Origin of the sequence: Gottfriedia sp. S16(2024) (assembly GCF_050473765.1) — a bacterium.
GTDB lineage: Bacteria > Bacillota > Bacilli > Bacillales > Bacillaceae_G > Gottfriedia.
In genome coordinates this window covers 954,686-978,477 of record NZ_JBFLUO010000001.1, presented here as the reverse complement: position 1 = coordinate 978,477, position 23,792 = coordinate 954,686, and the positions used below count along the sequence as shown (strand labels likewise).

The 23,792-nt window shown below is 42.9% G+C and carries 8 protein-coding genes and 8 rRNA genes; 11 read left to right on the top strand and 5 right to left on the bottom strand.

Annotated elements, in window-relative coordinates; translation table 11 throughout:
* The first annotated feature begins 68 nt into the window (after positions 1 to 68).
* The 3 genes from AB1282_RS04480 (at position 69) to rrf (AB1282_RS04470) (ending at position 4,880) form a co-directional block, all read left to right on the top strand.
* Positions 69 to 1,619: ribosomal RNA gene (locus AB1282_RS04480) — 16S ribosomal RNA — on the top strand.
* Between the two features lie 152 nt (positions 1,620 to 1,771).
* Positions 1,772 to 4,709 (top strand): 23S ribosomal RNA (locus AB1282_RS04475).
* Positions 4,710 to 4,764: 55 nt separating this feature from the next.
* Positions 4,765 to 4,880, top strand: a 5S ribosomal RNA gene (gene rrf, locus AB1282_RS04470).
* The 16S, 23S and 5S rRNA genes sit together here, the layout of an rRNA operon.
* Positions 4,881 to 5,038: 158 nt before the next feature.
* Here the strand turns inward: rrf (AB1282_RS04470) and AB1282_RS04465 are convergent.
* Entirely contained in the window at positions 5,039 to 5,434 is a 396-nt protein-coding gene (locus tag AB1282_RS04465; protein ID WP_390313381.1) for a hypothetical protein, read from the bottom strand.
* 773 nt (positions 5,435 to 6,207) lie between these two features.
* Positions 6,208 to 6,645: a hypothetical protein gene (locus tag AB1282_RS04460; RefSeq protein ID WP_429898593.1), complete on the bottom strand. Its 438-nt coding sequence runs from the start codon at positions 6,643 to 6,645 to the stop codon at positions 6,208 to 6,210.
* Between the two features lie 670 nt (positions 6,646 to 7,315).
* On the opposite strand from AB1282_RS04460, the gene AB1282_RS04455 reads away from it, so the two are divergent.
* Positions 7,316 to 9,217: an endonuclease MutS2 gene (locus AB1282_RS04455; RefSeq protein ID WP_429898591.1), complete on the top strand. Its 1,902-nt coding sequence runs from the start codon at positions 7,316 to 7,318 to the stop codon at positions 9,215 to 9,217.
* Between the two features lie 167 nt (positions 9,218 to 9,384).
* The gene (locus tag AB1282_RS04450) at positions 9,385 to 10,098 is read left to right on the top strand and encodes a class I SAM-dependent methyltransferase (RefSeq protein ID WP_056472116.1); all 714 of its coding nucleotides are present in this window, start codon (positions 9,385 to 9,387) and stop codon (positions 10,096 to 10,098) included.
* 95 nt (positions 10,099 to 10,193) lie between these two features.
* On the opposite strand, the gene AB1282_RS04445 is transcribed toward AB1282_RS04450, so the two are convergent.
* The 3 genes from AB1282_RS04445 to AB1282_RS04435 all read right to left on the bottom strand — a co-directional run bounded on the left by AB1282_RS04445 (position 10,194) and on the right by AB1282_RS04435 (position 11,885).
* Positions 10,194 to 11,060, bottom strand: coding sequence for an aminoglycoside phosphotransferase family protein (locus AB1282_RS04445; RefSeq protein WP_429898589.1), 867 nt, complete (start codon positions 11,058 to 11,060; stop codon positions 10,194 to 10,196).
* Positions 11,061 to 11,113: 53 nt separating this feature from the next.
* On the bottom strand, positions 11,114 to 11,257 hold the full coding sequence (locus AB1282_RS04440; protein ID WP_429898587.1) for a hypothetical protein: 144 nt from the start codon (positions 11,255 to 11,257) through the stop codon (positions 11,114 to 11,116).
* Between the two features lie 145 nt (positions 11,258 to 11,402).
* Positions 11,403 to 11,885 carry a hypothetical protein gene (locus AB1282_RS04435; RefSeq protein ID WP_056472111.1) on the bottom strand — a complete coding sequence of 161 codons (483 nt, stop codon included), beginning with the start codon at positions 11,883 to 11,885 and terminating at the stop codon, positions 11,403 to 11,405.
* Between the two features lie 359 nt (positions 11,886 to 12,244).
* On the opposite strand from AB1282_RS04435, the gene AB1282_RS04430 reads away from it, so the two are divergent.
* The 6 genes from AB1282_RS04430 to AB1282_RS04405 all read left to right on the top strand — a co-directional run bounded on the left by AB1282_RS04430 (position 12,245) and on the right by AB1282_RS04405 (position 23,739).
* A 16S ribosomal RNA gene (locus AB1282_RS04430) occupies positions 12,245 to 13,795 on the top strand.
* 152 nt (positions 13,796 to 13,947) lie between these two features.
* Positions 13,948 to 16,885, top strand: a 23S ribosomal RNA gene (locus tag AB1282_RS04425).
* A gap of 55 nt (positions 16,886 to 16,940) precedes the next feature.
* Positions 16,941 to 17,056 (top strand): 5S ribosomal RNA (gene rrf, locus AB1282_RS04420).
* Positions 17,057 to 17,549: 493 nt separating this feature from the next.
* Positions 17,550 to 18,293, top strand: coding sequence for an amidohydrolase family protein (locus AB1282_RS04415; protein ID WP_056473544.1), 744 nt, complete (start codon positions 17,550 to 17,552; stop codon positions 18,291 to 18,293).
* Positions 18,294 to 19,098: 805 nt separating this feature from the next.
* Positions 19,099 to 20,649, top strand: a 16S ribosomal RNA gene (locus AB1282_RS04410).
* A 152-nt stretch (positions 20,650 to 20,801) separates the two neighbouring features.
* Positions 20,802 to 23,739, top strand: a 23S ribosomal RNA gene (locus AB1282_RS04405).
* Positions 23,740 to 23,792 lie beyond the last annotated feature (53 nt).

Sequence of the window (23,792 nt, the reverse complement as noted above, 5' to 3'; positions counted from 1 at the left end):
AACTAAACAAAACATGAAGTAAACGTCAATTATTAGTTTTTTGAGCAATACAAGATTTAAACTTAACTTTTATGGAGAGTTTGATCCTGGCTCAGGACGAACGCTGGCGGCGTGCCTAATACATGCAAGTCGAGCGGACTAATGGGAGCTTGCTCCCGTTAGTTAGCGGCGGACGGGTGAGTAACACGTGGGCAACCTACCTGTAAGACTGGGATAACTTCGGGAAACCGGAGCTAATACCGGATGACATAAAGGAACTCCTGTTCCTTTATTGAAAGATGGCTTTTAGCTATCACTTACAGATGGGCCCGCGGCGCATTAGCTAGTTGGTGAGGTAACGGCTCACCAAGGCGACGATGCGTAGCCGACCTGAGAGGGTGATCGGCCACACTGGGACTGAGACACGGCCCAGACTCCTACGGGAGGCAGCAGTAGGGAATCTTCCGCAATGGACGAAAGTCTGACGGAGCAACGCCGCGTGAGCGATGAAGGCCTTCGGGTCGTAAAGCTCTGTTGTTAGGGAAGAATAAGTGCTAGTTGAATAAGCTGGCACCTTGACGGTACCTAACCAGAAAGCCACGGCTAACTACGTGCCAGCAGCCGCGGTAATACGTAGGTGGCAAGCGTTGTCCGGAATTATTGGGCGTAAAGCGCGCGCAGGCGGTTTCTTAAGTCTGATGTGAAAGCCCCCGGCTCAACCGGGGAGGGTCATTGGAAACTGGGAAACTTGAGTGCAGAAGAGGAAAGTGGAATTCCAAGTGTAGCGGTGAAATGCGTAGAGATTTGGAGGAACACCAGTGGCGAAGGCGACTTTCTGGTCTGTAACTGACGCTGAGGCGCGAAAGCGTGGGGAGCAAACAGGATTAGATACCCTGGTAGTCCACGCTGTAAACGATGAGTGCTAAGTGTTAGAGGGTTTCCGCCCTTTAGTGCTGAAGTTAACGCATTAAGCACTCCGCCTGGGGAGTACGGTCGCAAGACTGAAACTCAAAGGAATTGACGGGGGCCCGCACAAGTGGTGGAGCATGTGGTTTAATTCGAAGCAACGCGAAGAACCTTACCAGGTCTTGACATCCTCTGACAACCCTAGAGATAGGGCTTTCCCTTCGGGGACAGAGTGACAGGTGGTGCATGGTTGTCGTCAGCTCGTGTCGTGAGATGTTGGGTTAAGTCCCGCAACGAGCGCAACCCTTGATCTTAGTTGCCAGCATTTAGTTGGGCACTCTAAGGTGACTGCCGGTGACAAACCGGAGGAAGGTGGGGATGACGTCAAATCATCATGCCCCTTATGACCTGGGCTACACACGTGCTACAATGGATAGTACAAAGGGTTGCAAGACCGCGAGGTGGAGCTAATCCCATAAAACTATTCTCAGTTCGGATTGTAGGCTGCAACTCGCCTACATGAAGCCGGAATCACTAGTAATCGCGGATCAGCATGCCGCGGTGAATACGTTCCCGGGCCTTGTACACACCGCCCGTCACACCACGAGAGTTTGTAACACCCGAAGTCGGTGGGGTAACCTTTTAGGGGCCAGCCGCCTAAGGTGGGACAGATGATTGGGGTGAAGTCGTAACAAGGTAGCCGTATCGGAAGGTGCGGCTGGATCACCTCCTTTCTATGGAGACATCATGAACCGATGGTTCATGTATGAAATGTTTCTTCATTGTTTTGTTTAGTTTTGAGAGTTCACTCTCAACTTTGTACCTTGAAAACTAGATAATGTCATTCATTAAACTGCGTAAGTTTAATTCAATTAGTTTTAAAATTAGTTAAGTTAGAAAGGGCGCACGGTGGATGCCTTGGCACTAGGAGTCGATGAAGGACGGGACTAACACCGATATGCTTCGGGGAGCTGTAAGTAAGCTTTGATCCGGAGATTTCCGAATGGGGGAACCCACTACTCGTAATGGAGTAGTATCTTTACCTGAATACATAGGGTACTGAGGACAGACCCAGGGAACTGAAACATCTAAGTACCTGGAGGAATAGAAAGCAATAGCGATTTCCTGAGTAGCGGCGAGCGAAACGGAAGATAGCCCAAACCAAGAGGCTTGCCTCTTGGGGTTGTAGGACACTCTATACGGAGTTACAAAGGAACGGGGTAAATGAAGCGACCTGGAAAGGTCCGTCAAAGAAGGTAAAAACCCTGTAGTTGAAACCTCGTTCCCTCTTGAGTGGATCCTGAGTACGGCGGAACACGTGAAATTCCGTCGGAATCTGGGAGGACCATCTCCCAAGGCTAAATACTACCTAGTGACCGATAGTGAACCAGTACCGTGAGGGAAAGGTGAAAAGCACCCCGGAAGGGGAGTGAAAGAGAACCTGAAACCGTGTGCTTACAAATAGTCAGAGCTCGTTAACGAGTGATGGCGTGCCTTTTGTAGAATGAACCGGCGAGTTACGATCCCGTGCAAGGTTAAGTTGAAGAGACGGAGCCGCAGCGAAAGCGAGTCTGAATAGGGCGATATAGTACGTGGTCGTAGACCCGAAACCGAGTGATCTACCCATGTCCAGGATGAAGTTCAGGTAACACTGAATGGAGGTCCGAACCCACGCACGTTGAAAAGTGCGGGGATGAGGTGTGGGTAGCGGAGAAATTCCAATCGAACTCGGAGATAGCTGGTTCTCCCCGAAATAGCTTTAGGGCTAGCCTTATGTGTTAGAGTCTTGGAGGTAGAGCACTGATTGGACTAGGGGCCCCCAACGGGTTACCGAATTCAGTCAAACTCCGAATGCCAATGACTTATCCATAGGAGTCAGACTACGAGTGATAAGATCCGTGGTCAAGAGGGAAACAGCCCAGACCGCCAGCTAAGGTCCCAAAGTATACGTTAAGTGGAAAAGGATGTGGAGTTGCTTAGACAACCAGGATGTTGGCTTAGAAGCAGCCACCATTTAAAGAGTGCGTAATAGCTCACTGGTCGAGTGACTCTGCGCCGAAAATGTAACGGGGCTAAACGTATCACCGAAGCTGCGGATTGATACCGTATGGTATCAGTGGTAGGGGAGCGTTCTAAGGGCGTTGAAGCTAGATCGTAAGGACTGGTGGAGCGCTTAGAAGTGAGAATGCCGGTATGAGTAGCGAAAGACGGGTGAGAATCCCGTCCACCGTATGCCTAAGGTTTCCTGGGGAAGGCTCGTCCTCCCAGGGTTAGTCAGGACCTAAGCCGAGGCCGAAAGGCGTAGGCGATGGACAACAGGTTGATATTCCTGTACCACCTCATTTCCGTTTGAGCGATGGAGGGACGCAGAAAGATAGGGTAAGCGCGCTGCTGGATATGCGCGTCCAAGCAATTAGGCTGATGTGTAGGCAAATCCGCACATCATAAGGCTGAGTTGTGATGGCGAGGGAAATATAGTACCGAAGTTCCTGATTCTACGCTGCCAAGAAAAGCTTCTAGCGAGGAAATAGGTGCCTGTACCGCAAACCGACACAGGTAGGCGAGGAGAGAATCCTAAGGTGAGCGAGAGAACTATGGTTAAGGAACTCGGCAAAATGACCCCGTAACTTCGGGAGAAGGGGTGCTCTTTTGGGTGTATGCCCGGGAGAGCCGCAGTGAAAAGGCCCAAGCGACTGTTTAGCAAAAACACAGGTCTCTGCGAAGCCGCAAGGCGAAGTATAGGGGCTGACGCCTGCCCGGTGCTGGAAGGTTAAGAGGAGGGGTTATCCCTTACGGGAGAAGCTCTGAATTGAAGCCCCAGTAAACGGCGGCCGTAACTATAACGGTCCTAAGGTAGCGAAATTCCTTGTCGGGTAAGTTCCGACCCGCACGAAAGGCGTAACGATTTGGGCACTGTCTCAACCATAGACTCGGTGAAATTATAGTACCTGTGAAGATGCAGGTTACCCGCGACAGGACGGAAAGACCCCGTGGAGCTTTACTGCAGCTTGATATTGAATTTTGGTACAGCTTGTACAGGATAGGTAGGAGCCTGAGAAGCCGGAGCGCTAGCTTCGGTGGAGGCGTCGGTGGGATACTACCCTGGCTGTATTGAAATTCTAACCTAGAGCCGTTATCCGGCTCGGAGACAGTGTCAGGTGGGCAGTTTGACTGGGGCGGTCGCCTCCTAAAGAGTAACGGAGGCGCCCAAAGGTTCCCTCAGAATGGTTGGAAATCATTCGAAGAGTGTAAAGGCATAAGGGAGCTTGACTGCGAGACCTACAAGTCGAGCAGGGACGAAAGTCGGGCTTAGTGATCCGGTGGTTCCGCATGGAAGGGCCATCGCTCAACGGATAAAAGCTACCCCGGGGATAACAGGCTTATCTCCCCCAAGAGTCCACATCGACGGGGAGGTTTGGCACCTCGATGTCGGCTCATCGCATCCTGGGGCTGTAGTCGGTCCCAAGGGTTGGGCTGTTCGCCCATTAAAGCGGTACGCGAGCTGGGTTCAGAACGTCGTGAGACAGTTCGGTCCCTATCCGTCGTGGGCGCAGGAAATTTGAGAGGAGCTGTCCTTAGTACGAGAGGACCGGGATGGACACACCGCTGGTGTACCAGTTGTTCTGCCAAGAGCATGGCTGGGTAGCTATGTGTGGAAGGGATAAGTGCTGAAAGCATCTAAGCATGAAGCCCCCCTCAAGATGAGATTTCCCATAGCGTTAAGCTAGTAAGACCCCTGAGAGACGATCAGGTTGATAGGTCAGAGGTGGAAGCGTGGTGACACGTGGAGCTGACTGATACTAATCGGTCGAGGACTTAACTAACAAGTTTGATAATGACATTATCTAGTTTTGAGGGTACGAAGTACAACTCTATAAATCAGGTGATTATGGCAAAGAGGTCACACCCGTTCCCATACCGAACACGGCAGTTAAGCTCTTTTGCGTCGATGGTAGTTGGGGGTTTCCCCCTGTGAGAGTAGAACGTCGCCTGGTTTACCAAAGTATCAGCTAATCAGCTGGTGCTTTTTTTATTTTGGATCCGTTATATGTTCATACTTAATAGATATTAAAGGACTGTCAATTTTTTGATAGTCCTTTAAAGTCCTTTATACAAAATTTGAATACCAAGTACTTGAAGCAACTGAATCTGGTCATTTAGAATTATCTATAATATAAGGAATTGTATCAAGCTGTTTAAAAACATAAGTTTCATTATCAATTTTTATTTTAAAAGTTCTTCTTTTTTTATCATAAATGATTTTCAAATTATGAAACTTAGAACTATTAATTACATACGTCGTATCTGTTTTTTGTGAATAAGTTCCCTTATCTACTTCAGAACGATTATAATAATAAAACGTATGATGGTGATCTTCATCAAATACTATTGATGCAAATGGAAGTTTTTTGCTATGGTAAGTCCCTATTAAAGTTGACTCATCTAAATTCTGTATCTTTGGCATGTTTATAGCTAAAATAATAAATACAAAAACCAATAATAGAATAATACTTTTATCAACCCAATTTTTCTTTTCAACCTCAGGCATTAAAATCTACACTCCTTCCTTAATTTAAAAATATTTAAAGAAATGAAGAACTATTCTAAATACAAACCAATTCAATACCGAGTTATTTAATATTTGAATTAATCTTAAGTATCTAGTTCATTGATGTAATGATCCTAGTTGAATAACTAAAACTCACAAAAAACGAACTGTTCATAGCAGTTCGTTTCACGTTGTTGAAAAACAACTTTGTCAATTAACTTACCAAATTTTCGTAAAGGAGTAGAGTGAAGTTGATTTCCACTGCGGGGTGCTCGCTTTCCATGGGGCGAGACTCTTTAGCCTCCTCGGCTAGCCTGCGGGGACTCAGCCTTCCCGCATATCCCATAGGAGTCGAGCATCCCTCCGTTTCAATCAACTTATTCATCAAAAAAAGTCTGCAATAAAACCTAATCAAATAGCCTTTACTAAGAGTATCCTAATAGTTGTTTATTAATCAGTTTGTAGGTCAATTAATATCGAACACTAATTAATAAACTAATTAATTGAATTTGTTTTTCTGAAAATTAGCTCATAATATTTTTAACTTTTGAAAAAATCCCTTACTAGTGCTTTTGGAATCATAAAATTGCTCAAACGTTAACATTTAAAACCAAAATAGATAGATCATCCAAAAAATGATAATTTCATTAATAAATTTTTATTTAATGTCCGTTTTCCCTAGTGACCATTTTATATTTCAAAACTCTGAAACGAACTGTTCATAACAGTTCGTTTTCTGTAACAATTACAAGCTTTAGTACTTTATAAAGAAGTTAATCACCTGGTTTATCCACTTTTTTTAAAATAACTGTACTTATAGCATCTTTCCAGTAAATTTCATAATATATTTCTTTTTCCTTATCAATAAACTCACATCCGCCACACTCTCTTTTTTTACCGTGAAATTCACCAGATTGATTTAATAAAAACTTCTCTCCTCCAATCGTTCCATTATTATAACTAATCAGATAGTGTGAGTATGACTTAATTAAATCTTTATCAAATTTTCCTTTATATTTTATAGTTGTTTGAAATAAGATATCAGTTCCAACTAAAGTCATCTCGTGTAAAACTTCCCAATTATTATCGCTTCCTTTAAAACTAACAGACTTAGTACTAAATAAATGATTTGCAATTTCTCCGTGTACTGTAGTAATCGAGTTAAGTAAGAACAATAAACTGAAAGTAAGATGAGCTATTGTCTTTTTCATTTTAAATCTCCAGTTTTTATATTTAATATTCAATTAAATGGTGTGTTTTTATACAATGATTAATCCTTATTAAACTAAATTTCTATTCTGCTACAAATTTTGAAGATACATTTATTAATTTTTACATTTGGCCTACGAGTATGAAACTTAAAGTGAGTGCTTACCTGAATGATAAAAAGTTGTAGAAAATTTTTATTAACCACATACAGTAAATAATGTAGATCATCTTTACTTTTCAATTCACAAATAGTATGATGATTTCAATAAGTTAGATTTCAATGAACATAATAATAAATGAGGTGCATTTTGTGAGTGCGGTAGGTTCTAAATAGGAAAAAATTAAATGAAATAAATAGGATGAAAAAAAGGGGAATTTGTAGAATTCGTACCCTTAATTTTGTCATGTATTTATTTCAAACCTATGAAGATACCTACAATACTTTATAATGCGCATAAAGAAATTAGTATGGCTATTCTGTAATAGCTTATTTAACTATATTTCAATTATGATTGCCTTGTAATGTGATTAAAGCTGTGGTATCTCTGCAGCTTTTTTATATTGTTTCGGGCAAAAAAAGCTCTTTATTTCTATAAATAATTTCATTGGAATCTAACGGGTAGGTATCTCCATTTATGATCGATAAAATCATATTAAAGAGGAGAATTAAAATTGAACAATATAACATTTGAAAAATTACAATATAACGAGTTAAAAGAAATAGTAAAATCTTATTGTATAAGTGGATTAGGTAAAAAATTGATAAATCAGTTAGAACCTAGTACCAATATAAAAGTCGTTAAAAATAGATTAAATGAGACAACTGAAGCTCGGGCAATATTAGATGCAGAAGGACATGTACCATTTTTAGGTGTTTCTAACATTGAAAATATAATTCAAAATCTTGAAAAGGGTATGATATTAGATCCAAGTGATTTAATCAGTATTTCGGACTTTTTAAGAGGGTGTAGAAGAATTAAAAAGTTTATGCAAGATAACGTATTTTTTGCCCCAATTCTCTCTTCTTACGCAAACTCAATGAGTGAATTTATAAGTATTGAAGATGAGATTAACTTCTCAATTAAAGGAAACAGCGTTGATTCTGCGGCAAGTAAGGATCTTAAACGTATACGTAATAATATTGAATCAGTTGAAGAGAAAATTAAAGATCGTTTAAATAAATTTCTAAGTAGTAGTGCAAATAAAATGTATATTCAAGACTTTTTTATAAGTAAGAAAGATGACAGATATACGATACCAATTAAAGCTTCCTTTAAAAAGCAAGTTCCTGGATCAATTATTGAAGTTTCTTCTAAAGGGTCAACAGTCTTTATCGAACCGAATACAGTAACTAAATTAAACAGTGAGTTAGCAGGCCTAAAGGCTGAAGAGGCAATGGAAGAATATCAAATATTAGCTACTCTCTCAGGAATGATTTTAGAAAAAATTTATGAAATAAATATAAATATGGAATTAATTAGCCAATATGATATGGTTTTTGCCAAAGCTAAATTTAGCAAACATATTGGTGGAGTAGAGCCGAAATTAAATGACTTCGGATATATAAAGTTAGTTGATTGTAAACATCCACTATTAACAGGTAATGTTGTTCCACTTAATTTTGAGATAGGGGAAAGTTATCGAAGTTTAATCATTACGGGACCTAATGCTGGTGGAAAGACAGTCGTTCTGAAAACAATAGGCTTACTAACTTTAGCAACAATGTCAGGTTTCCATATTATCGGAGACGTGGGGACTGAAATTGCAGTATTTGAAAAGATTTTTGTTGATATTGGAGATAATCAAAGTATAGAAAATGCACTAAGCACATTTTCATCACATATGAAAAACCTTTCAGATATTATGGGAGTTTCTAATAATAATACACTTTTACTATTTGATGAAATAGGAAGTGGTACGGAACCGAATGAAGGGTCAGCACTAGCAATTTCTATATTGGAAGAATTTTATCTTATGGGATGTATTACAGTTGCAACTACCCATTATGGTGAAATTAAACGTTTTTCAGAAATGCATACTGATTTTATGAATGCAGCAATGCGATTTAATAGTGAAACACTAGAGCCAATGTATAAGTTAATAATCGGGAAATCAGGGGAAAGTAATGCCCTATGGATATCTAAGAAAATGAATATTCGCGAAAATGTACTTCAAAGAGCGAAAGAATATATGGAAAATAAAGAATATCAATTAGAAAGAGTAAAAGAAAGTGCAATAAGGAAACCAAAGATTGTCAAATTGAAAGCTGATGAAAAGGTTAACTATCAAAAAGGTGATCGAGTAAAATTATTAGATTTTGATAACTTTGGCATAGTCTATAAAGAAATCGATAATTTCTATAATCTCATTGTTTTTTACAATGGTGAATTTTTAGAAGTGAATGAAAAACGAATATCTTTAGAAGTAAAAGCTGCTGAACTTTATCCAGAGGGATATGACATAGATACGTTATTTGTTGATTATGCGACAAGAAAATTACAGCACGATATTGAACGAGGTTCGAAAAAGGCACTTCGAAAGATTCAAAAAGGAATGAGAAGTAACGGGGAGTAATATTTCGGCTGTTTTAATTCAGCACATTATTGTACTTTTTATAAAAACTAAAACATCAGCCTAAATGCTGATGTTTTTGATTTAAGGAAAACTCATTTTCAAGAAAACAAAACAAATTAATGCTTAAATGAATAGACTATACCAAACTACATGATTGGGGTCTTGATATGAGGAAATTTTCTTATATAGATTTAATCGCTACGTTAAATATAGAAGATGCACATCCAGGTGGGTTTGATTTAACTAAAAAAACATTAAGATTTCTTCCACTGACATCAGCTAGCCAAGTTTTAGAAGTTGGTTGCGGTTCAGGTAAAACTGCTAGCTATTTATATGAAAGTTACAAATGCTCAATTACAACAATCGATATAAACAGTCGGATGCTGGCCAATGCAAGAAAACGATTTAACAAAAAGAAAATCCCAGTTACTCTGCATCAAGCAAGTGCAGAAAACCTTCCTTTTAAGGATAATTCATTTGATATTATCATTTCAGAATCAGTAACAAGCTTCACAAATGTAGATAAATCATTACAAGAATATGTAAGAGTGTTAAAAAAAGGTGGTTATTTTCTTGCCATAGAAATGACATCTGAGAGATCACTAACACTACAAGAAGAAAGTGAAATAAAGGATGTTTATGGTATTTCAAAAGTAAAAACGGTAAGAGAGTGGGAACAAGCATTAATCAAAGGGGGCTTTAGAGACTATAAAATTCTCAAAGGAAATACAATAATGAATACATCAACAAATCCCACTGATTCACTAGCATTTCAAAAGTTACCACCTGAAGGAATTGAATTGCTTCATAGATTTCAAGAAATACTAGTGCGTTATAAAGATGTGTTAGGATATAGAGTATTTTTATGTAGAAAAAGATAAGCATAATAGCTTATCTTTTTTGTTTGAATGTACAAAATTCTCGTTTACCATGATCGGATTAATACTTAGGTATCAGACTATTATATTCAAAAGTATTATGTAGATTTAACCAAGCTAGTCCAATAATTCCAAGCTATTAAATATTCATCTAAATCATTTGGATGATGTCTTATGCATGTAGCTAACCTAAAGTATAATCCAACTATTACGTTTCTATAGATTATGTGAGAATCAATATTTTGTAAAAATTTCAAATGACTGACTGCGGTAGATATTGTTTCTTTGGTTAGATTATCTGGAGAAGAACAAAATGCATATATTAAATCATAAAGTGGATCACCAAACACTGGTGTAGGATCAATAATTCCACTTAACTTTCCTTTGTTAAAAATAAAATTGTGTATACCACAGTCACCATGTAATAAAAAGGGTTCACCATGATAAGTGACTTGATTTGAATTGTTTATAATAGAAAAGATAAGTGTATGATCTTTCTTATCTAAATGCGAATCTAGAGTTTTATGAGACTCTGTCATTCTACTCAATAGAAAATCTGACCATGAATTCGATAAATCTTCTGCCCATCCCCAACCTGGAGCATTAGGGTAGGGTTCGTAATTATTTATTAACTGTTCAACAAGTGTTACTAGTAATTCTGTTTTATTATTTCTAACATAATTTGTGCTACCTGGAATGAATGGATAAACTATGTATTTAAATGTTTTTTCTGCAAATAGTAAATTGGGTAATAAATCTATTTTGTTATAGAAATTAAGAAAATATGCTTCTGATTCTAGTATACGAGGATCATTTAACTTAATAATATATTTACTCTCGTTTATTCTAGTACTTAGAAGATATATACTGCTTGATGTTCCGCCGGTTAGTTGAGTGTACTTAATTTCTTTTTTGCTAATTAAATTCAAGTTTGATAAATCAGTTATTAATGATTCTATTTGCATAGGATCCTCACCTTCGTCATTAATAATGTATTTATCTAAGTATACCTTATAAATCACCGGTCACCATGTGGATAGATTGGAAAATGCTTATTAATCTCCACTTTATTTATGTTTAAAAATGTTTTGGAAATTGTAAAAGTATATGTACATAAGCGAAGTATGAATATAATAATTACGACTTGAATGATTCTTTTCATGATAACTCCTATTCATATATACGATGCTTTTATTCTTTAACTAATGAGAGGAAGTTAACCCATAAAATAAAAGGGTGTCTCAAAAGTCAGCAATTGACTAAAGAGACATACCCACAGTAATTGAATATAAGATTTTATTGAACTATTAAAAAAAGAATAATGCTGCTAATGCGACTCCTGCAACAAAACCGAGTGCAATTGAAATACCGAACCCACAGCCGAAGAATCCGCATCTAAATCCATCTCCGTCAAAATCTCTATGGTCTCTTCTTTCGTCTCTTCTATCAAACCTTCTGTCAAATCTTCTATCGAATCGATTATCAAATCTTTCCTCATTGCGATTACCAAACATATTATCAAAACGATTTTCATTGCGGAAACTTCTATTTGAAAAGTTTCTTTCTGAGAAATCTCTATTAGATTGGTTTCTGTTCATGTTACTTCTATTACGATTGGATGATCTATTAAAATTAGAGTTCTGACGATTTTGATTGACTGGTTCAATAAAAACTCGATCTTCAGATACTCTAGTAATACGGCCAACATGCTCGTTTCCTTCTTTATCGAAAATGCGTACAACCTGCCCTCTAAAATTATTACATAATTGATGGGCTTCATTACATTGCATAACAATTCCTCCTTTTCTTGTACTAATCTATGGAAGATGGATAGTTTGTGCTTGTACTTATACCTAGTTGTACAATTAACTAATTAATTTGTTTGAAATTTACGTAAATTATTTTTGTAAACTTTTTATAAAAGAAATGCTTGCAATCATTTGGACAAGATGGTATATTTGTTTATGTTGTCACGACAAACCAAGTGAGAACAACAAAACAATATAATAAGTTGTTGACAAGTGATTCGACAAAATGTTATTATATTAAAGTCGCTTCTGAGCGACAAAGTGAACTTTGAAAACTAAACAAAACATGAAGTAAACGTCAATTATTAGTTTTTTGAGCAATACAAGATTTAAACTTAACTTTTATGGAGAGTTTGATCCTGGCTCAGGACGAACGCTGGCGGCGTGCCTAATACATGCAAGTCGAGCGGACTAATGGGAGCTTGCTCCCGTTAGTTAGCGGCGGACGGGTGAGTAACACGTGGGCAACCTACCTGTAAGACTGGGATAACTTCGGGAAACCGGAGCTAATACCGGATGACATAAAGGAACTCCTGTTCCTTTATTGAAAGATGGCTTTTAGCTATCACTTATAGATGGGCCCGCGGCGCATTAGCTAGTTGGTGAGGTAACGGCTCACCAAGGCGACGATGCGTAGCCGACCTGAGAGGGTGATCGGCCACACTGGGACTGAGACACGGCCCAGACTCCTACGGGAGGCAGCAGTAGGGAATCTTCCGCAATGGACGAAAGTCTGACGGAGCAACGCCGCGTGAGCGATGAAGGCCTTCGGGTCGTAAAGCTCTGTTGTTAGGGAAGAATAAGTGCTAGTTGAATAAGCTGGCACCTTGACGGTACCTAACCAGAAAGCCACGGCTAACTACGTGCCAGCAGCCGCGGTAATACGTAGGTGGCAAGCGTTGTCCGGAATTATTGGGCGTAAAGCGCGCGCAGGCGGTTTCTTAAGTCTGATGTGAAAGCCCCCGGCTCAACCGGGGAGGGTCATTGGAAACTGGGAAACTTGAGTGCAGAAGAGGAAAGTGGAATTCCAAGTGTAGCGGTGAAATGCGTAGAGATTTGGAGGAACACCAGTGGCGAAGGCGACTTTCTGGTCTGTAACTGACGCTGAGGCGCGAAAGCGTGGGGAGCAAACAGGATTAGATACCCTGGTAGTCCACGCTGTAAACGATGAGTGCTAAGTGTTAGAGGGTTTCCGCCCTTTAGTGCTGAAGTTAACGCATTAAGCACTCCGCCTGGGGAGTACGGTCGCAAGACTGAAACTCAAAGGAATTGACGGGGGCCCGCACAAGTGGTGGAGCATGTGGTTTAATTCGAAGCAACGCGAAGAACCTTACCAGGTCTTGACATCCTCTGACAACCCTAGAGATAGGGCTTTCCCTTCGGGGACAGAGTGACAGGTGGTGCATGGTTGTCGTCAGCTCGTGTCGTGAGATGTTGGGTTAAGTCCCGCAACGAGCGCAACCCTTGATCTTAGTTGCCAGCATTTAGTTGGGCACTCTAAGGTGACTGCCGGTGACAAACCGGAGGAAGGTGGGGATGACGTCAAATCATCATGCCCCTTATGACCTGGGCTACACACGTGCTACAATGGATAGTACAAAGGGTTGCAAGACCGCGAGGTGGAGCTAATCCCATAAAACTATTCTCAGTTCGGATTGTAGGCTGCAACTCGCCTACATGAAGCCGGAATCACTAGTAATCGCGGATCAGCATGCCGCGGTGAATACGTTCCCGGGCCTTGTACACACCGCCCGTCACACCACGAGAGTTTGTAACACCCGAAGTCGGTGGGGTAACCTTTTAGGGGCCAGCCGCCTAAGGTGGGACAGATGATTGGGGTGAAGTCGTAACAAGGTAGCCGTATCGGAAGGTGCGGCTGGATCACCTCCTTTCTATGGAGACATCATGAACCGATGGTTCATGTATGAAATGTTTCTTCATTGTTTTGTTTAGTTTTGAGAGTTCACTCTCAACTTTGTACCTTGAAAACTAGATAATGTCATTCATTAAACTGCGTAAGTTTAATTCAATTAGTTTTAAAATTAGTTAAGTTAGAAAGGGCGCACGGTGGATGCCTTGGCACTAGGAGTCGATGAAGGACGGGACTAACACCGATATGCTTCGGGGAGCTGTAAGTAAGCTTTGATCCGGAGATTTCCGAATGGGGGAACCCACTACTCGTAATGGAGTAGTATCTTTACCTGAATACATAGGGTACTGAGGACAGACCCAGGGAACTGAAACATCTAAGTACCTGGAGGAATAGAAAGCAATAGCGATTTCCTGAGTAGCGGCGAGCGAAACGGAAGATAGCCCAAACCAAGAGGCTTGCCTCTTGGGGTTGTAGGACACTCTATACGGAGTTACAAAGGAACGGGGTAAATGAAGCGACCTGGAAAGGTCCGTCAAAGAAGGTAAAAACCCTGTAGTTGAAACCTCGTTCCCTCTTGAGTGGATCCTGAGTACGGCGGAACACGTGAAATTCCGTCGGAATCTGGGAGGACCATCTCCCAAGGCTAAATACTACCTAGTGACCGATAGTGAACCAGTACCGTGAGGGAAAGGTGAAAAGCACCCCGGAAGGGGAGTGAAAGAGAACCTGAAACCGTGTGCTTACAAATAGTCAGAGCTCGTTAACGAGTGATGGCGTGCCTTTTGTAGAATGAACCGGCGAGTTACGATCCCGTGCAAGGTTAAGTTGAAGAGACGGAGCCGCAGCGAAAGCGAGTCTGAATAGGGCGATATAGTACGTGGTCGTAGACCCGAAACCGAGTGATCTACCCATGTCCAGGATGAAGTTCAGGTAACACTGAATGGAGGTCCGAACCCACGCACGTTGAAAAGTGCGGGGATGAGGTGTGGGTAGCGGAGAAATTCCAATCGAACTCGGAGATAGCTGGTTCTCCCCGAAATAGCTTTAGGGCTAGCCTTATGTGTTAGAGTCTTGGAGGTAGAGCACTGATTGGACTAGGGGCCCCCAACGGGTTACCGAATTCAGTCAAACTCCGAATGCCAATGACTTATCCATAGGAGTCAGACTACGAGTGATAAGATCCGTGGTCAAGAGGGAAACAGCCCAGACCGCCAGCTAAGGTCCCAAAGTATACGTTAAGTGGAAAAGGATGTGGAGTTGCTTAGACAACCAGGATGTTGGCTTAGAAGCAGCCACCATTTAAAGAGTGCGTAATAGCTCACTGGTCGAGTGACTCTGCGCCGAAAATGTAACGGGGCTAAACGTATCACCGAAGCTGCGGATTGATACCGTATGGTATCAGTGGTAGGGGAGCGTTCTAAGGGCGTTGAAGCTAGATCGTAAGGACTGGTGGAGCGCTTAGAAGTGAGAATGCCGGTATGAGTAGCGAAAGACGGGTGAGAATCCCGTCCACCGTATGCCTAAGGTTTCCTGGGGAAGGCTCGTCCTCCCAGGGTTAGTCAGGACCTAAGCCGAGGCCGAAAGGCGTAGGCGATGGACAACAGGTTGATATTCCTGTACCACCTCATTTCCGTTTGAGCAATGGAGGGACGCAGAAAGATAGGGTAAGCGCGCTGCTGGATATGCGCGTCCAAGCAATTAGGCTGATGTGTAGGCAAATCCGCACATCATAAGGCTGAGTTGTGATGGCGAGGGAAATATAGTACCGAAGTTCCTGATTCTACGCTGCCAAGAAAAGCTTCTAGCGAGGAAATAGGTGCCTGTACCGCAAACCGACACAGGTAGGCGAGGAGAGAATCCTAAGGTGAGCGAGAGAACTATGGTTAAGGAACTCGGCAAAATGACCCCGTAACTTCGGGAGAAGGGGTGCTCTTTTGGGTGTATGCCCGGGAGAGCCGCAGTGAAAAGGCCCAAGCGACTGTTTAGCAAAAACACAGGTCTCTGCGAAGCCGCAAGGCGAAGTATAGGGGCTGACGCCTGCCCGGTGCTGGAAGGTTAAGAGGAGGGGTTATCCCTTACGGGAGAAGCTCTGAATTGAAGCCCCAGTAAACGGCGGCCGTAACTATAACGGTCCTAAGGTAGCGAAATTCCTTGTCGGGTAAGTTCCGACCCGCACGAAAGGCGTAACGATTTGGGCACTGTCTCAACCATAGACTCGGTGAAATTATAGTACCTGTGAAGATGCAGGTTACCCGCGACAGGACGGAAAGACCCCGTGGAGCTTTACTGCAGCTTGATATTGAATTTTGGTACAGCTTGTACAGGATAGGTAGGAGCCTGAGAAGCCGGAGCGCTAGCTTCGGTGGAGGTGTCGGTGGGATACTACCCTGGCTGTATTGAAATTCTAACCTAGAGCCGTTATCCGGCTCGGAGACAGTGTCAGGTGGGCAGTTTGACTGGGGCGGTCGCCTCCTAAAGAGTAACGGAGGCGCCCAAAGGTTCCCTCAGAATGGTTGGAAATCATTCGAAGAGTGTAAAGGCATAAGGGAGCTTGACTGCGAGACCTACAAGTCGAGCAGGGACGAAAGTCGGGCTTAGTGATCCGGTGGTTCCGCATGGAAGGGCCATCGCTCAACGGATAAAAGCTACCCCGGGGATAACAGGCTTATCTCCCCCAAGAGTCCACATCGACGGGGAGGTTTGGCACCTCGATGTCGGCTCATCGCATCCTGGGGCTGTAGTCGGTCCCAAGGGTTGGGCTGTTCGCCCATTAAAGCGGTACGCGAGCTGGGTTCAGAACGTCGTGAGACAGTTCGGTCCCTATCCGTCGTGGGCGCAGGAAATTTGAGAGGAGCTGTCCTTAGTACGAGAGGACCGGGATGGACACACCGCTGGTGTACCAGTTGTTCTGCCAAGAGCATGGCTGGGTAGCTATGTGTGGAAGGGATAAGTGCTGAAAGCATCTAAGCATGAAGCCCCCCTCAAGATGAGATTTCCCATAGCGTTAAGCTAGTAAGACCCCTGAGAGACGATCAGGTTGATAGGTCAGAGGTGGAAGCGTGGTGACACGTGGAGCTGACTGATACTAATCGGTCGAGGACTTAACTAACAAGTTTGATCATGACATTATCTAGTTTTGAGGGTATGAAGTACAACTCTATAAATCAGGTGATTATGGCAAAGAGGTCACACCCGTTCCCATACCGAACACGGCAGTTAAGCTCTTTTGCGTCGATGGTAGTTGGGGGTTTCCCCCTGTGAGAGTAGAACGTCGCCTGGTAAACGAAAAGCATCAGCTATTAAGTTGATGCTTTTTTTTGTTGGAATATATGAATGAGGTTCCATGTCAATTTACGGGTTATCTAGCTTGCACCTTTAAATTGACATGGTTCTTTTTTATTATTGCATTTAAAACTTTATTTTTTAAACGATTCAAGCTTACAAAACGGTAATGCTCTTAATTCACATTTGGAACAATTGATAAAATGATTTAAAGGTGAAACAACAAAGTATCTCGACAATTACCTTGATTGTGGATGTTCGTAGCAATGAAATATACAAAACATAATATTAAGGAGTTCCATTTCTCGTCTTTTGTTTTCCAAATGACAGCTACTTACGATAATTTTCGCTTATAAAAATTCGCTGTATAGTGCTTATTTAGCTATTAGCAGTATAGAGCTATAAGAAAAAATTATGAGTTTGCATAAATAATTCATATTTTTCTTTATGAACCATCTTTGATAAGTTAAAGAAAAGAGAGGGGAAATGAAATGAGAATTTTTGATGCACATTTTCATATTATTGATTTTAATTTTCCAATTATCGAAAACCAAGGATATTTGCCACCCAACTATGTTGTAGAAGATTACCAGAATGAAACTACTGATTTAAATGTACTAGGAGGAGCGATAGTATCCGGTTCTTTCCAAGGATTTGACCAAGAATATTTATTAAACGCACTTAAACAAATGGGCACAACATTTTGCGGCGTAACTCAATTACCTTTTACTGTAACAGACGAAGAGATTATAAGCTTAAATGAAAAAGGGGTAAAGGCATTACGTTTTAATATAAAACGAGGTGGTTCAGAAGATAGATCAAAGCTCGATTACTTTGCAAGAAGAGTTTACGATTTAGTCGGATGGCATAGTGAACTTTATATTGATGCAAAAGAGTTACCTGAAATTGCATCAATTATTGAGAAGTTACCTGCTATTTCAATTGACCATTTAGGATTGTCAGAAGAAGGATTACTTCATTTATTAAAATTAGTAGATAAGGGCATACACGTAAAAGCAACAGGTTTTGGGCGTGTGGAACTGAATGTTGAAAAAACTTTAAGGTCCATATATGAGACAAATCCTGATGCGCTTATGTTTGGTTCAGATTTGCCATCTACAAGAGCTAAAAGACCTTTTGAATATACAGATATTGAATTAATTCAACAGCTATTTGATGAAAAGGCTATTGATAAAATCCTGTACACGAATGCATTAAAATGGTATTTCAAGTAATCCAGCTTTAATTAGGTTGAGCTTTATAAAGAAAGTTATGAATTTCTTTTCAATAGTTTCTGTTAGGAGTTCTATAAATAGCTGTATAAGTAATGGATCCATTAGTAAAGAAGAAAAAGAATAGATTAATGCTTATTCCTAATATTTTAATGTTCTCATTTTGAAATGGCACTCTTCTAATTTTGTTTAGGTTTGCTATTTTAACTGCTTATTTAGTATTTCCAAACTAAATGTCTGATCAATTCCACATTTTTACTACAATATTATTACGATCAACGTACCAAATTGTTGAATAATCATTAAGTAAACAATAATGGTGATTTTTAATTTCTTATATTATACGGGTAGCTGCTTCCCATAAAAGACAGAAAAGTCAATTGCCTACATTCTTGGATGAGGAGTGTTCCTAGTCCCTATAGGGATAGTCCAGATCGAACAAACTTGTAGCTTTTGAAGAATAATTTAGGAACAGATGACACTCTTAAAAAAGTGTAACTGTATAAAGGGAAATACGATTAACTTATTTAAATAAATACACTATAAAAGTACAGATAAAACTTTTTGTTAATTTTTTGTAAAGAAATGCTTGCATTCATTTGGACGAGATGGTATATTTGTTTATGTTGTCACGACAAACCAAGTGAGAACAACAAAAAAATATAATAAGTTGTTGACAAATGATTCGACAAAATGTTATTATATTAAAGTCGCTTCTGAGCGACGAAGTGAACTTTGAAAACTAAACAAAACATGAAGTAAACGTCAATTATTAGTTTTTTGAGCAATACAAGATTTAAACTTAACTTTTATGGAGAGTTTGATCCTGGCTCAGGACGAACGCTGGCGGCGTGCCTAATACATGCAAGTCGAGCGGACTAATGGGAGCTTGCTCCCGTTAGTTAGCGGCGGACGGGTGAGTAACACGTGGGCAACCTACCTGTAAGACTGGGATAACTTCGGGAAACCGGAGCTAATACCGGATGACATAAAGGAACTCCTGTTCCTTTATTGAAAGATGGCTTTTAGCTATCACTTACAGATGGGCCCGCGGCGCATTAGCTAGTTGGTGAGGTAACGGCTCACCAAGGCGACGATGCGTAGCCGACCTGAGAGGGTGATCGGCCACACTGGGACTGAGACACGGCCCAGACTCCTACGGGAGGCAGCAGTAGGGAATCTTCCGCAATGGACGAAAGTCTGACGGAGCAACGCCGCGTGAGCGATGAAGGCCTTCGGGTCGTAAAGCTCTGTTGTTAGGGAAGAATAAGTGCTAGTTGAATAAGCTGGCACCTTGACGGTACCTAACCAGAAAGCCACGGCTAACTACGTGCCAGCAGCCGCGGTAATACGTAGGTGGCAAGCGTTGTCCGGAATTATTGGGCGTAAAGCGCGCGCAGGCGGTTTCTTAAGTCTGATGTGAAAGCCCCCGGCTCAACCGGGGAGGGTCATTGGAAACTGGGAAACTTGAGTGCAGAAGAGGAAAGTGGAATTCCAAGTGTAGCGGTGAAATGCGTAGAGATTTGGAGGAACACCAGTGGCGAAGGCGACTTTCTGGTCTGTAACTGACGCTGAGGCGCGAAAGCGTGGGGAGCAAACAGGATTAGATACCCTGGTAGTCCACGCTGTAAACGATGAGTGCTAAGTGTTAGAGGGTTTCCGCCCTTTAGTGCTGAAGTTAACGCATTAAGCACTCCGCCTGGGGAGTACGGTCGCAAGACTGAAACTCAAAGGAATTGACGGGGGCCCGCACAAGTGGTGGAGCATGTGGTTTAATTCGAAGCAACGCGAAGAACCTTACCAGGTCTTGACATCCTCTGACAACCCTAGAGATAGGGCTTTCCCTTCGGGGACAGAGTGACAGGTGGTGCATGGTTGTCGTCAGCTCGTGTCGTGAGATGTTGGGTTAAGTCCCGCAACGAGCGCAACCCTTGATCTTAGTTGCCAGCATTTAGTTGGGCACTCTAAGGTGACTGCCGGTGACAAACCGGAGGAAGGTGGGGATGACGTCAAATCATCATGCCCCTTATGACCTGGGCTACACACGTGCTACAATGGATAGTACAAAGGGTTGCAAGACCGCGAGGTGGAGCTAATCCCATAAAACTATTCTCAGTTCGGATTGTAGGCTGCAACTCGCCTACATGAAGCCGGAATCACTAGTAATCGCGGATCAGCATGCCGCGGTGAATACGTTCCCGGGCCTTGTACACACCGCCCGTCACACCACGAGAGTTTGTAACACCCGAAGTCGGTGGGGTAACCTTTTAGGGGCCAGCCGCCTAAGGTGGGACAGATGATTGGGGTGAAGTCGTAACAAGGTAGCCGTATCGGAAGGTGCGGCTGGATCACCTCCTTTCTATGGAGACATCATGAACCGATGGTTCATGTATGAAATGTTTCTTCATTGTTTTGTTTAGTTTTGAGAGTTCACTCTCAACTTTGTACCTTGAAAACTAGATAATGTCATTCATTAAACTGCGTAAGTTTAATTCAATTAGTTTTAAAATTAGTTAAGTTAGAAAGGGCGCACGGTGGATGCCTTGGCACTAGGAGTCGATGAAGGACGGGACTAACACCGATATGCTTCGGGGAGCTGTAAGTAAGCTTTGATCCGGAGATTTCCGAATGGGGGAACCCACTACTCGTAATGGAGTAGTATCTTTACCTGAATACATAGGGTACTGAGGACAGACCCAGGGAACTGAAACATCTAAGTACCTGGAGGAATAGAAAGCAATAGCGATTTCCTGAGTAGCGGCGAGCGAAACGGAAGATAGCCCAAACCAAGAGGCTTGCCTCTTGGGGTTGTAGGACACTCTATACGGAGTTACAAAGGAACGGGGTAAATGAAGCGACCTGGAAAGGTCCGTCAAAGAAGGTAAAAACCCTGTAGTTGAAACCTCGTTCCCTCTTGAGTGGATCCTGAGTACGGCGGAACACGTGAAATTCCGTCGGAATCTGGGAGGACCATCTCCCAAGGCTAAATACTACCTAGTGACCGATAGTGAACCAGTACCGTGAGGGAAAGGTGAAAAGCACCCCGGAAGGGGAGTGAAAGAGAACCTGAAACCGTGTGCTTACAAATAGTCAGAGCTCGTTAACGAGTGATGGCGTGCCTTTTGTAGAATGAACCGGCGAGTTACGATCCCGTGCAAGGTTAAGTTGAAGAGACGGAGCCGCAGCGAAAGCGAGTCTGAATAGGGCGATATAGTACGTGGTCGTAGACCCGAAACCGAGTGATCTACCCATGTCCAGGATGAAGTTCAGGTAACACTGAATGGAGGTCCGAACCCACGCACGTTGAAAAGTGCGGGGATGAGGTGTGGGTAGCGGAGAAATTCCAATCGAACTCGGAGATAGCTGGTTCTCCCCGAAATAGCTTTAGGGCTAGCCTTATGTGTTAGAGTCTTGGAGGTAGAGCACTGATTGGACTAGGGGCCCCCAACGGGTTACCGAATTCAGTCAAACTCCGAATGCCAATGACTTATCCATAGGAGTCAGACTACGAGTGATAAGATCCGTGGTCAAGAGGGAAACAGCCCAGACCGCCAGCTAAGGTCCCAAAGTATACGTTAAGTGGAAAAGGATGTGGAGTTGCTTAGACAACCAGGATGTTGGCTTAGAAGCAGCCACCATTTAAAGAGTGCGTAATAGCTCACTGGTCGAGTGACTCTGCGCCGAAAATGTAACGGGGCTAAACGTATCACCGAAGCTGCGGATTGATACCGTATGGTATCAGTGGTAGGGGAGCGTTCTAAGGGCGTTGAAGCTAGATCGTAAGGACTGGTGGAGCGCTTAGAAGTGAGAATGCCGGTATGAGTAGCGAAAGACGGGTGAGAATCCCGTCCACCGTATGCCTAAGGTTTCCTGGGGAAGGCTCGTCCTCCCAGGGTTAGTCAGGACCTAAGCCGAGGCCGAAAGGCGTAGGCGATGGACAACAGGTTGATATTCCTGTACCACCTCATTTCCGTTTGAGCAATGGAGGGACGCAGAAAGATAGGGTAAGCGCGCTGCTGGATATGCGCGTCCAAGCAATTAGGCTGATGTGTAGGCAAATCCGCACATCATAAGGCTGAGTTGTGATGGCGAGGGAAATATAGTACCGAAGTTCCTGATTCTACGCTGCCAAGAAAAGCTTCTAGCGAGGAAATAGGTGCCTGTACCGCAAACCGACACAGGTAGGCGAGGAGAGAATCCTAAGGTGAGCGAGAGAACTATGGTTAAGGAACTCGGCAAAATGACCCCGTAACTTCGGGAGAAGGGGTGCTCTTTTGGGTGTATGCCCGGGAGAGCCGCAGTGAAAAGGCCCAAGCGACTGTTTAGCAAAAACACAGGTCTCTGCGAAGCCGCAAGGCGAAGTATAGGGGCTGACGCCTGCCCGGTGCTGGAAGGTTAAGAGGAGGGGTTATCCCTTACGGGAGAAGCTCTGAATTGAAGCCCCAGTAAACGGCGGCCGTAACTATAACGGTCCTAAGGTAGCGAAATTCCTTGTCGGGTAAGTTCCGACCCGCACGAAAGGCGTAACGATTTGGGCACTGTCTCAACCATAGACTCGGTGAAATTATAGTACCTGTGAAGATGCAGGTTACCCGCGACAGGACGGAAAGACCCCGTGGAGCTTTACTGCAGCTTGATATTGAATTTTGGTACAGCTTGTACAGGATAGGTAGGAGCCTGAGAAGCCGGAGCGCTAGCTTCGGTGGAGGCGTCGGTGGGATACTACCCTGGCTGTATTGAAATTCTAACCTAGAGCCGTTATCCGGCTCGGAGACAGTGTCAGGTGGGCAGTTTGACTGGGGCGGTCGCCTCCTAAAGAGTAACGGAGGCGCCCAAAGGTTCCCTCAGAATGGTTGGAAATCATTCGAAGAGTGTAAAGGCATAAGGGAGCTTGACTGCGAGACCTACAAGTCGAGCAGGGACGAAAGTCGGGCTTAGTGATCCGGTGGTTCCGCATGGAAGGGCCATCGCTCAACGGATAAAAGCTACCCCGGGGATAACAGGCTTATCTCCCCCAAGAGTCCACATCGACGGGGAGGTTTGGCACCTCGATGTCGGCTCATCGCATCCTGGGGCTGTAGTCGGTCCCAAGGGTTGGGCTGTTCGCCCATTAAAGCGGTACGCGAGCTGGGTTCAGAACGTCGTGAGACAGTTCGGTCCCTATCCGTCGTGGGCGCAGGAAATTTGAGAGGAGCTGTCCTTAGTACGAGAGGACCGGGATGGACACACCGCTGGTGTACCAGTTGTTCTGCCAAGAGCATGGCTGGGTAGCTATGTGTGGAAGGGATAAGTGCTGAAAGCATCTAAGCATGAAGCCCCCCTCAAGATGAGATTTCCCATAGCGTTAAGCTAGTAAGACCCCTGAGAGACGATCAGGTTGATAGGTCAGAGGTGGAAGCGTGGCGACACGTGGAGCTGACTGATACTAATCGGTCGAGGACTTAACTAACAAGTTTGATCATGACATTATCTAGTTTTGAGGGTACGAAGTACAACTCTATA

Excerpts from the sequence above, each read along its gene's own strand:
- AB1282_RS04445 (WP_429898589.1), bottom strand. The coding sequence starts at position 11,060 with ATGCAAATAGAATCATTAATAACTGATTTATCAAACTTGAATTTAATT.
- AB1282_RS04465 (WP_390313381.1), bottom strand. The coding sequence starts at position 5,434 with ATGCCTGAGGTTGAAAAGAAAAATTGGGTTGATAAAAGTATTATTCTA.
- AB1282_RS04440 (WP_429898587.1), bottom strand. The coding sequence starts at position 11,257 with ATGAAAAGAATCATTCAAGTCGTAATTATTATATTCATACTTCGCTTA.
- AB1282_RS04415 (WP_056473544.1), top strand. The coding sequence starts at position 17,550 with ATGAGAATTTTTGATGCACATTTTCATATTATTGATTTTAATTTTCCA.
- AB1282_RS04450 (WP_056472116.1), top strand. The coding sequence starts at position 9,385 with ATGAGGAAATTTTCTTATATAGATTTAATCGCTACGTTAAATATAGAA.
- AB1282_RS04435 (WP_056472111.1), bottom strand. The coding sequence starts at position 11,885 with ATGCAATGTAATGAAGCCCATCAATTATGTAATAATTTTAGAGGGCAG.
- AB1282_RS04460 (WP_429898593.1), bottom strand. The coding sequence starts at position 6,645 with ATGAAAAAGACAATAGCTCATCTTACTTTCAGTTTATTGTTCTTACTT.